This is a genomic window from Xanthobacter autotrophicus, from assembly GCF_030015065.1.
In the GTDB taxonomy this organism is placed as follows: domain Bacteria; phylum Pseudomonadota; class Alphaproteobacteria; order Rhizobiales; family Xanthobacteraceae; genus Xanthobacter; species Xanthobacter autotrophicus_D.
In genome coordinates, this window is record NZ_JAIVFN010000065.1 from 17917 (window position 1) to 27264 (window position 9348).

Genomic DNA, 9348 nt, shown 5'->3' on the forward strand with positions numbered 1-9348 from the left:
CTCCAAAAGTATATCGCGCGTTCAAGTCAGCATGGATGGGTTACAAATATTAACGAACCTGTAACACTTCCATGCATCGAGGGCGTGCTTCTATGGCACGGCCACATAACGCTGGCTGAAGGCGGCGTTTATTGGGCGTTCATGCGGATGAACGTGGGCTTAATCCGCATGGTCCGGGCCTGTTGCAAAATGGCCGCGCCCAAGGTGGGCCGAGACGCTATTCGGCGGCCGGGCGGGCGAGCCGCCAATGGGCGAGGAGGGCGCGCAGAGCCGCCGGCTTCAACGGCTTGTTGAGGATTTCCATGTCCGCGTCGCGGGCCTGCTCGCGCACCGCCTTGCTGCGGTCGGCGGTGATGAGCACGGCCGGCAGTTTCCCCAGTTTCCACCTCAGCGACATGATCGCATCAATGCCGTGGCCGCCATCGAGGTGATAGTCCACCAGCACCACATCCGGCTTCTTGCGCCTCAGCCGCACGGCCTCCAGCGCACCGGCGGCGCTGGGGGCGGCGATGACCTCGCAGCCCCAGCCGGTGAGCAGCATTTCCATGCCTTCGAGGATGGCCGGCTCGTTGTCGATGGCGAGGATGGTGAGCCCGTCCAGGGGCGCGCCGCGGCGGGCGGGGGCGGGGGTGGCCTGCGGCTCCTCCGGCATGGACACGGCGATGGGCAGGTCCACGCTGAAGGTGGAGCCCTTGTTGGGCTGGGAGGTGACGTTCACCTTGTGCTCCAGCACGCGGGCGATGCGCTCCACGATGGACAGGCCGAGGCCGAGCCCGCGCGCCACCTTGGCCCCCTGGTCGAGCCGCTGGAATTCCTGGAACACCACCTTGTGCTTGGAGCGCGGGATGCCGACCCCGGTGTCGTGCACCTCCACCCGCACCTTGCCGGCATGCCGGCGGCAGCCCACCAGGATGCGCCCGCGCGGGGTGTATTTCACCGCGTTGGAAATGAGGTTCTGCAACAGGCGCCTGAGCAGCCGCCGGTCCGAGCGCACGGCGAGGGAGCAGGGCACGAAGGTGAGCTTGAGGTTCTTCTCCCGCGCCAGCGGGGCGAACTCCATCTCCAGCGGCTTCAGCACGTCGGCGATGCGGAAGGGGGCGACTTCGGGCCGCATCACGCCCGAGTCGAGACGGGAGATGTCGAGCAGGGCTGAGAGGATCTCCTCCACCGATTCCAGCGAGGCGTCCACGTTGCCGGCGAGGCGTTCCTCCTCCGCCCCCCTGGCGCGCTCCACCATGGAGGTCACGTAGAGCCGGGCGGCATTGAGCGGCTGGAGGATGTCGTGGCTCGCGGCGGCGAGGAAGCGCGTCTTGGAGACGTTGGCCTCCTCCGCCTCGCCCTTGGCCTTCTCCAGGGCCTGGTTCAGGCGCTCCAGCTCCTCGGTGCGCTCCCGCACGCGCCGTTCCAGGGTCTCGTTGGCCCGCTCCAGCGCCAGGGCCGCCTCCACGGAAGCGGTAATGTCGGTGAAGGTGACGGCGATGCCGCCGTCGGGCATGGGATCGGAGCGCGCCTCGATCACCGCGCCGCGCTGGTGCAGCCGCTCGGAGAAATCGGGGCTGGGATGGGCATAACGGGCGATGCGCGCGCCGACGCCCTGCACCTCGTCGTCGGCGGGGGCGGAGGCGAGGATGTCGGTGAGCGGCACACCCACCGCGTAGCATTCGGCCGGCAGGTCCAGCATCTGGCCGAACTGGCGGTTCCAGCACACGAGGCGCAGGTCGCGGTCGAACACGGCGATGCCCTGGCGCACATGGTCGATGGCGCTCTGCAGCAGCTCGCGATTGTACTGGATGGCGGCGGAGGCGTCGTCGAGCAGCTTCAGGGCCGCCTTGGTGGAGACGGTGCGCTTGCGCAAAAGCAGCGACAGCACGATGCGCGAGGAGGCCGCGCCCACCGCCGAGGCGAGCAGGTGCTCGGCATAGCGCACCATGCCGGCGTCCGCCTCCCGGTGGGGGTCGAGGATGAAGCCGTGCTGGCGGGCATAGTTCTCGAAGGCGGCGCGGGCCCGCTCGGCGCCGAGATAGCGCTCCACCGTCGCCATCACCTCGCCGAGCGTCACCGACGAGCGCCAGCGCAGGAAGGCCGGCCGCATCTGCCCGCGGTCCGCGCCGCCCGCGAACAGGCGGGCCTGCACCCGCTCGATCTGGCTCGGCTGGGTGAGGAAGGACACCACCACCAGCACCAGCGTGTTGATGCCGAGGCTCCACGCCACCCCATGGGCCAGCGGGCTGGCGGAGAGGCCGAGCAGCGCGGTGGGCTTCAGCAGCCAGAGCCCGAACGGGCCGTTCTGCACGATGGCGGAGGAGATGAGGCCTGCCTCGGCCAGGCTCGGCAGCAGCAGGGTATAGGCCCACAGGGCGCCGCCGGTGAGGATGGCGGCGATGGCGCCGGTGGCGGTCGCCCGCTGCCAGAGGATGCCGGCCGCGAAGGCCGGGCCCACCTGGGCGATGGCGGCGAAGGACAGGAGGCCGATCTGGGCCAGCTGCGCGTCGCCGGTGATGCGGTGATAGAGATACGCGGCCAGCACGATGACGAAGATGGCCACCCGCCGCACCATCAGGAGCAGGCTGGTCATGTCGTCGCGCGGGCCGCCGTCCGCCTTGGCGGCGCGATGGCGCAGCAGCAGCGGCATGACGAGGTCGTTGGAGACCATGATGGCGATGGCCACCGATTCCACGATCACCATGGCGGTTGCCGCCGAGAGCCCGCCCACGAAGGCGAGGAGCGCGATGCTGTCGAAGCCGGCGGCCAGCGGCACCGCCAGCACATAGACGTCGCTGTCCACCATCTGGAGCGGGAACAGGGTCATGCCGGCCAGCGCCAGCGGCACCACGAACAGGTTGATGAGCACGAGGTAGAGCGGGAACAGCCAGCGCGCCCGGCGGATCTCCGCTTCGCCCTTGTTCTCCACCACCGCCACGTGGAACTGCCGCGGCAACAGGATGAAGGCGCCGCCGGACAGCACCATCATGGTCAGCCAGTTGCCGAGCGGGAAGCCGTGCTCGAACGGCGCGGTGACGCCGGCCTCGCGCGCCGCGTACCACAGCTCCATGGGCCCGTCGAAGATCAGGAAGGTGACGACGATGCCCACGGCGAGGAAGGCCGCGAGCTTCACCAGGGATTCGGTGGCGATGGCGAGCATCAGGCCGTCCTGGTGCTCGGTGGCGTCGGTGTGGCGGGTGCCGAACAGGATGGCGAAGGCGGCCATGGCGCAGGCCACGAACAAAGCGAGGTCGCCCACCACCGTGCCGCGCCCGTGCTCCCCGGCGAAATGGCCGAGCATGGCCACGAGGGAGGCCGAGACCGCCTTCAGCTGCAGCGAGATGTAGGGGATGGCGCCGACGATGGCGACCAGCGCCACCAGCGCCGCGATGCCCTGGTTCTTACCGTAGCGCGCCGCGATGAAGTCGGCGATGGAGGTGATGTTGTTGGCCTTGGCGAGGCGCACGACCCGCAGGAAGACGGGGGCGCCCACGGTCATCAGGATGATGGGGCCGAGATAGATGGTGAGGAAGTCAAAGCCCTGGGTGGTGGCGAGCCCCACCGAGCCGAAGAAGGTCCAGGAGGTGCAATAGACCGCCAGCGACAGGGAGTAGATCATGGGCCGCGGGGCGCGCCGCGCCGCCTTCGGCCGCAGCCGGTCGCCATAGCTCGCGATGGCGAACAGGAAGCCGATATAGGCCAGAGCTGCGAAGATGACGACCGAGGCCCGAAGCATGTCTCCCGTCCGGCGGCCCGATCAGAAGCCTGCCCGTTGTCTTGTTTTCATTGGGGCCAACTCATCATTCGCCGCCGGCCTTGTCCAGCGCGGGGTTTCCCGGGGATCGGCCCTGCGCTACCGCGCCAGGAAGAAATCCACCGCCAGCGCCACCACCGGCGGCTGCCAGGCATGGGGGCCGTTATATTCCATGCTGGTCACGTCGTAGCCGGCGTCCTTGAGCAGAGTGGCGTGCACCCGCGCGCTGCGCTCGATGGGGATCTGCTCGTCATGGACCCCGTGGGAGATGAAGACGCGCGGCGCCCCCTGCTGGCGGTGCACCGACATGAAGCCGGCGGACGAGGCGATGACGTGGGTCACGAAATGCCCGTTGGTGAGGCCGAGGGACAGGGCATAGCTGCCGCCGTCCGAATGGCCGGCGAAGGCGATGCGGCCGGGATCGACGGCAAAGCGCGTGGCCACGGCGGCAAGGGCGGTTTCCAGGCGCTCGCGATCCGGCCCGTTGCCGGCGATGACGATGTCCCAGGTGGGAAAGGTCGATTGGGGCACCAGCAGCAGGAAGCGATGGCGCGCCGCATGGGCTTCCATCATGGGCAGGATCTTCGCCGCGCTGCCGCCGCCGCCGTGGAACAGCACCATCAGCGGCACCGGCGCGCCGAGGGCAAGGCCCTCCGGCACCACCAGGACCGTGTCCCGCCCGGCCGCGATGCCGAGATCGTGGCGGCCGGGTGGGAGCGGCGGCAGGTGTGGCGGTGTGGGTGTGAAGGCGATGTGGCCGACGAGATTGGAATCCAGCATGACGGGCCCTGATGAGCTTCTTTGCATCTGGTCTACCGTATGCAGAAGGCCAGATGAAGCCGAAAGTCGGCGCTGAAGTCAGGACTTTCCCGCGGCCTTCTCCAATGCGTCGCGCAAGGCGGAGACTTCCTTCTGGAGTCGCACCGCATCGGCCAGATCAAGGCCGGTGGCTTTGAGGATGCATTCGGGGATCTTCCGCGCCTGTGCCCGCAGCGCTTCCCCCTGGTCGGAAAGGCGCACTCGCACCACCCGCTCGTCCGCCGGATCGCGGCTGCGGGACAGGAGGCCCAAGGCCTCCAGCCGCTTCAGCAACGGAGTGAGGGTGCTGGATTCCAATCCCAGCTTGTCGCCGATGCCGCCCACCGTCTGGTCGTCCTTCTCCCACAGCGCGACCATGACCAGATATTGCGGATAGGTCAGGCCGATGGCGTCGAGCAGCGGCTTGTACACGCGGGTGAAGGCGTGGCTTGCCGCATAGAAGGAGAAGCACAGCAGGTCGTCCACGGGCATCAGCGCAGGGGCGGGCACGTCGGTCGGGAGCGGGTTCTCGGTCGGCGCGGCAGTTGGCTTGGCGGTGTCGTGGGGCATGGCAACGACCTTAGGTCACTGGCCGGAATATAATTCGTACACGATATAATCGCAATCGCTTGACATCGGTGGCCTGTCTGGTTAGAAAGATCGTACACGAATTAATCGTGTCGACTAAATATCGCCACGACATCTCGCAAGGAGCAGTCCGATGCCCGTGAACGTTCTCTACAGCACCTCCGCCCGCGCCACCGGTGGCCGTGATGGCCATTCCGCCACCCTCGACGGGGCGGTGGACGTGAAGCTCTCCACCCCCAAGGAACTGGGCGGCGCTGGCGGGGATGGCGTCAATCCCGAGCAGCTGTTCGCCACCGGCTATGCGGCCTGCTTCCTCGGCGCCATGAAGTTCGTGGCCTCCCAGGGCGGCAGCGCGAAGGTGCCCGCCGACGCCTCCGTCACCTCCACCGTGGGCATCGGCCCGCGCTCGGAAGGCGGCTTCGGCCTGGAGATCGCGCTTGAGGTGTCGCTGCCGGGCGTGGACCGCGAGGCGGGCGAGGCGCTGATCGCCAAGGCGCATCAGGTGTGCCCCTATTCCAACGCCACCCGCAACAATATCGACGTGAAGCTCAGCCTCGTCTGAGACGGCGGGCCTGTGCCCCGGCCGACGGCCGGGGCACAGGCGCTTGCGGCTCTCATGTCAGACCATTGATATGGCCTGCTGCGCATACGCTTCCGCTGGATTCCGGCTCGGTGCTCCGGCAGCGCCGTCGCTGGGCCGGAAAACGGGGGGCGGTCCGGGCGGGGTTCCGGCGGGTCCCGTCCCCTCAGCTCGCCTCGCTGCGCAGGGCCATTTTCTCGCGGCGGCGCTGGACCGAGGAGGGGATGTTCATGCCCTCCCGGTATTTTGCCACCGTGCGCCGGGCGATGTCGATGCCCTCTTCCTTCAGCTTCTGCACCAAAGTGTCGTCGGAGAGCACGTCGTCCGCGCTTTCGGCCTCGATGAGCAGCTTGATGCGGTGGCGCACCGCCTCGGCCGAGTGGGCCTCGCCGCCGCCCGAGGCGGAGATGGCCGAGGAGAAGAAGAATTTCATCTCCACGACCCCGCGCGGTGTGGAAATGTATTTGTTGGATGTCACCCGCGAGACGGTGGATTCGTGCATGCCGATGGCATCCGCCACCGTGCGCAGGTTCAGGGGGCGCAGATAGCGCACGCCGTGCAGCAGGAAGGCGTCCTGCTGGCGCACGATCTCGCTCGCCACCTTCAGGATGGTGCGGGCCCGCTGGTCGAGGGAGCGCGTCAGCCAGCTGGCGCTCTGCAGGCAGTCGGCGAGGAAGCTCTTCTCTTCCTGGGAGCGGGCATGCTTGACCACTGTGGCGTGATAGGTCTGGTTCACCAGCACCCGCGGCAGGGTCTCGGAATTCAGCTCCACCAGCCAGGTGCCATCGGTGCCGGGGCGCACATAGACGTCCGGAACCAGCGGATGCACCACGCCGGAGCCGAAGGCGAGGCCGGGCTTTGGATCGAGCCGGCGGATCTCGCCGATCATGTCCGCGAGATCCTCGGCATCTACGGCGCAGATGCGCTTGAGCGCATTGCGATCATGCCGGGCGAGCAGCTCCAGGTTCGCCACCAGCGCCTGCATGGCGGGGTCGAACCGGTCGCGTTCCTTGAGCTGGATGGCGAGGCATTCGGCGAGGTTGCGCGCACCCACCCCGGAGGGCTCGAAGGTCTGGATCAGCTTCAGCACCGCCTCGACCTCGGCGCGCGGCACGCCGAGCTGCTCGGCCAGCTGGTCGAGGTCGCCGGTGAAATAGCCGGTCTCGTCGATGAGGCCGATGATATGGACGCCGATGAGCCGTCGCGCCGGATCGCTTACCGCCACCGAAAGCTGCGCCTCCAGATGGTCGGCCAGCGTCGTTTCGGCGGTGAGGAAGGCTTCCGGATTGTAGTCGTCGCCCCGCTCTCCGCCGCCCCATTCGCCCGTGGAGGGGCTCTGGCCGGTGGAGCCGCCGCCGGTCGCGCCGCGGTCCGCGGGGGCGTCGTCGGGGAAGACATTGCCGAGATCGGTGTCGAGGCGCGTTTCCATGGCCGCGCGGCTCGGCTCCATGTCGCCTTCCATCCAGTCGCCGGAGACGGCCGCCTCGCGCTCGGGCGCGGGGGCGTCGTCCCGCGCCGCGGTTTCCGAGGGGGTCTCGCCGCTGGCGGCGTCGGCTGCGCCTTCGCCCTCGGTGATCCGCTCCAGCAGCGGATTGCGCTCCAGCTCCGCCTCCACGTAGGCGACAAGCTCCATGTTGGAGAGCTGCAGCAGCTTGATGGCCTGCATCAGCTGCGGCGTCATCACCAGGGATTGGCTCTGGCGGAATTCCAGCTTGGGGCTCAGCACCATGGCGGGAGCCTCCGCCGGAGACCTGCGCGGGAGGCGGCGCTCATAGCCGGAACTCCTCGCCCAGATAGAGGCGCCGCACCTCGGGGCTGGAGACGATGGATTCGGGATCCCCCTCCATCAGCACCGCGCCGGAATGGATGATGTAGGCGCGGTCGATCAGCCCCAGCGTCTCGCGCACATTGTGGTCGGTGATAAGCACGCCGATGCCGCGGGAGGTGAGGTGCCGCACCAGCGCCTGGATATCGCCCACCGCGATGGGGTCGATGCCGGCGAAGGGCTCGTCCAGCAGCATGAAGGACGGCTGGCTCGCCAGCGCGCGGGCGATCTCGAGGCGCCGCCGCTCGCCGCCCGACAGCGCGATGGACGGCGACTTGCGCACGTGGGTGATCTTGAATTCCTCAAGGAGGGCGTCGGTCTCCTCCCGGCGGCGGGCGCGGTTGGGCTCGGTCACCTCGAGCACGCCCATGATGTTGTCCTCCACCGAGAGGCCCCGGAAGATGGAGGCCTCCTGCGGCAGGTAGCCGATGCCGAGCCGGGCGCGGCGATACATGGGCATGGGGGTGATGTCGTGGCCATCGAGCTCGATGCGGCCATGGTCGGCCTTCACGAGGCCGGTCACCATGTAGAAGCAGGTGGTCTTGCCGGCACCGTTGGGGCCGAGCAGGCCCACCGCCTCGCCGCGGCGGACATTCAGGCTCACGTCCCGCACCACCTTGCGCCCGCCATAGGACTTGGCGAGGCCGAAGGCGGCGAGCGCGCTGGTGGAATCGAAGGGCTGGAGATCGCGGCCGTCGGCGGCGCGGCCATCAAGGGCGCGGTAACGGTCGTCCGGCTCCGTGTCCCAGCCGGAATCGTCATACATGGGAGCGTCTGCGGGGGCGTTGCGCGGGTCGTCCTCGTCCCACTCGCGCGCGTCGGGAGGCGTGGTGTTTGCGTTCCGGCGACCGGCGCCGGACCCGTTCTTCGACTTGCCGAATATGGACAGGACGTTCAACGCGACCTCCGCACCCCGGCCCCCAGATTGGAAGGTTTAGAACGTCCACGCCGGGGATGCAACGTTTCCATGCAAAATGCGGGCCGATCGCCGCCCCGCCCCGCCGGGACGGCGGGGAGGCGGGCGAGAGGTGAAGCTAAGCTCCTGATTTCAGGAAATGATCTTCCGGCGCACGGCGGCCATGCGCGGCGTGCCTTCATCGCCTGCCGGCGGGTTTCGACGAAGACGCGCGTTCGATTCCATCAGCGGCGCGGCGCCTGCCCGCCCTGGTCCGGCCTGGGCACGGTCTCCTGCTTCAGGCTGCCGGGGACGATGAGGCTTTCCACCCGTCCACCCTCGAATTTCGACACGCCGGAGATCAGGTCCACCACCAGCTTCTGGCCGCGGATCACGTTGGGGCCCTGGGTGAGGATCACCGGCTTGCCCACGAGGGTCACGGTGTTGGTCTTCATCTCGAAGACGCCGCTATCGCCGCTGGCGGTCTGCTCCTTGGTCTTCACCACCACGCCACCCACCGCTTCCAGCTTGCGGATCTGGCCCTTCTGGGAGGGGTCCACACCCGACGCCTGCTCGCCGCCGGTCTGCTGGGCTACGGAGCCTTCGTAATAGACCATGAGGTCCCTGGAGCGGAGCGTGGTGTCGCCCTGGGTCACCAGCACGTTGCCGGAGAACACCGCGACCTTGTCCTTGTCGCGCACCTCCAGCGAATCCGCGTTGATGCGCACCGGCTGGTCGCGGTTGCGGGCGAAGCCCTGCAATGCGTTGGGCACGTTGGACGTCTGCGCGCTCGCGCCGGTGGATGCCGCAATCCCCAGAACAGCGCCGCCTGGCGCCGCGAGGAGCATCGCGGCGACCACGACCCGGGCGAGGCGCCGCACGCGGAGGGCGGGGCTGGTTCGGTCCTGGGGCTGGCGGATCATGGG

7 protein-coding genes are annotated in these 9348 nt (G+C 68.4%); 1 reads left to right on the plus strand and 6 read right to left on the minus strand.

All coding sequences use genetic code 11. From position 1 onward, the window contains the following. Positions 1-217: 217 nt before the first annotated feature. The 3 genes from K9U40_RS13945 to K9U40_RS13955 form a co-directional block, all read right to left on the minus strand. Positions 218-3718 (minus strand): PAS domain-containing hybrid sensor histidine kinase/response regulator, encoded by a 3501-nt coding sequence (locus K9U40_RS13945; RefSeq protein WP_282890778.1) that lies wholly within the window; start codon positions 3716-3718, stop codon positions 218-220. A 117-nt stretch (positions 3719-3835) separates the two neighbouring features. Next, a complete protein-coding gene (locus tag K9U40_RS13950) occupies positions 3836-4516 on the minus strand; it encodes an alpha/beta hydrolase (protein ID WP_282890779.1) in 681 nt (226 codons plus the stop codon). 78 nt (positions 4517-4594) lie between these two features. Beyond that, a complete protein-coding gene (locus tag K9U40_RS13955; protein ID WP_282890783.1) occupies positions 4595-5026 on the minus strand; it encodes a MarR family winged helix-turn-helix transcriptional regulator in 432 nt (143 codons plus the stop codon). 229 nt (positions 5027-5255) lie between these two features. Between K9U40_RS13955 and K9U40_RS13960 the strand changes: the two genes are divergently transcribed. Further along, positions 5256-5684 carry an organic hydroperoxide resistance protein gene (locus tag K9U40_RS13960; RefSeq protein ID WP_282890780.1) on the plus strand — a complete coding sequence of 143 codons (429 nt, stop codon included), beginning with the start codon at positions 5256-5258 and terminating at the stop codon, positions 5682-5684. Positions 5685-5868: 184 nt separating this feature from the next. Here K9U40_RS13960 and rpoN read toward each other — a convergent pair whose 3' ends face one another. From rpoN to K9U40_RS13975, 3 genes are all read right to left on the minus strand, one after another. After that, on the minus strand, positions 5869-7431 hold the full coding sequence (gene rpoN, locus K9U40_RS13965) for an RNA polymerase factor sigma-54 (protein ID WP_282890781.1): 1563 nt from the start codon (positions 7429-7431) through the stop codon (positions 5869-5871). A 40-nt stretch (positions 7432-7471) separates the two neighbouring features. Next, positions 7472-8425, minus strand: a complete 954-nt coding sequence (gene lptB / locus K9U40_RS13970) for an LPS export ABC transporter ATP-binding protein (protein ID WP_282890782.1) — start codon at positions 8423-8425, stop codon at positions 7472-7474. A gap of 242 nt (positions 8426-8667) precedes the next feature. Then, positions 8668-9348 (minus strand): LptA/OstA family protein (locus K9U40_RS13975; RefSeq protein WP_349239434.1); only part of this gene is annotated, 681 nt, incomplete at its 5' end.

Excerpts from the sequence above, each read along its gene's own strand:
- K9U40_RS13945 (WP_282890778.1), bottom strand. The coding sequence starts at position 3,718 with ATGCTTCGGGCCTCGGTCGTCATCTTCGCAGCTCTGGCCTATATCGGC.
- K9U40_RS13950 (WP_282890779.1), bottom strand. The coding sequence starts at position 4,516 with ATGCTGGATTCCAATCTCGTCGGCCACATCGCCTTCACACCCACACCG.
- K9U40_RS13955 (WP_282890783.1), bottom strand. The coding sequence starts at position 5,026 with ATGCCCGTGGACGACCTGCTGTGCTTCTCCTTCTATGCGGCAAGCCAC.
- K9U40_RS13960 (WP_282890780.1), top strand. The coding sequence starts at position 5,256 with ATGCCCGTGAACGTTCTCTACAGCACCTCCGCCCGCGCCACCGGTGGC.
- rpoN (WP_282890781.1), bottom strand. The coding sequence starts at position 7,431 with ATGGTGCTGAGCCCCAAGCTGGAATTCCGCCAGAGCCAATCCCTGGTG.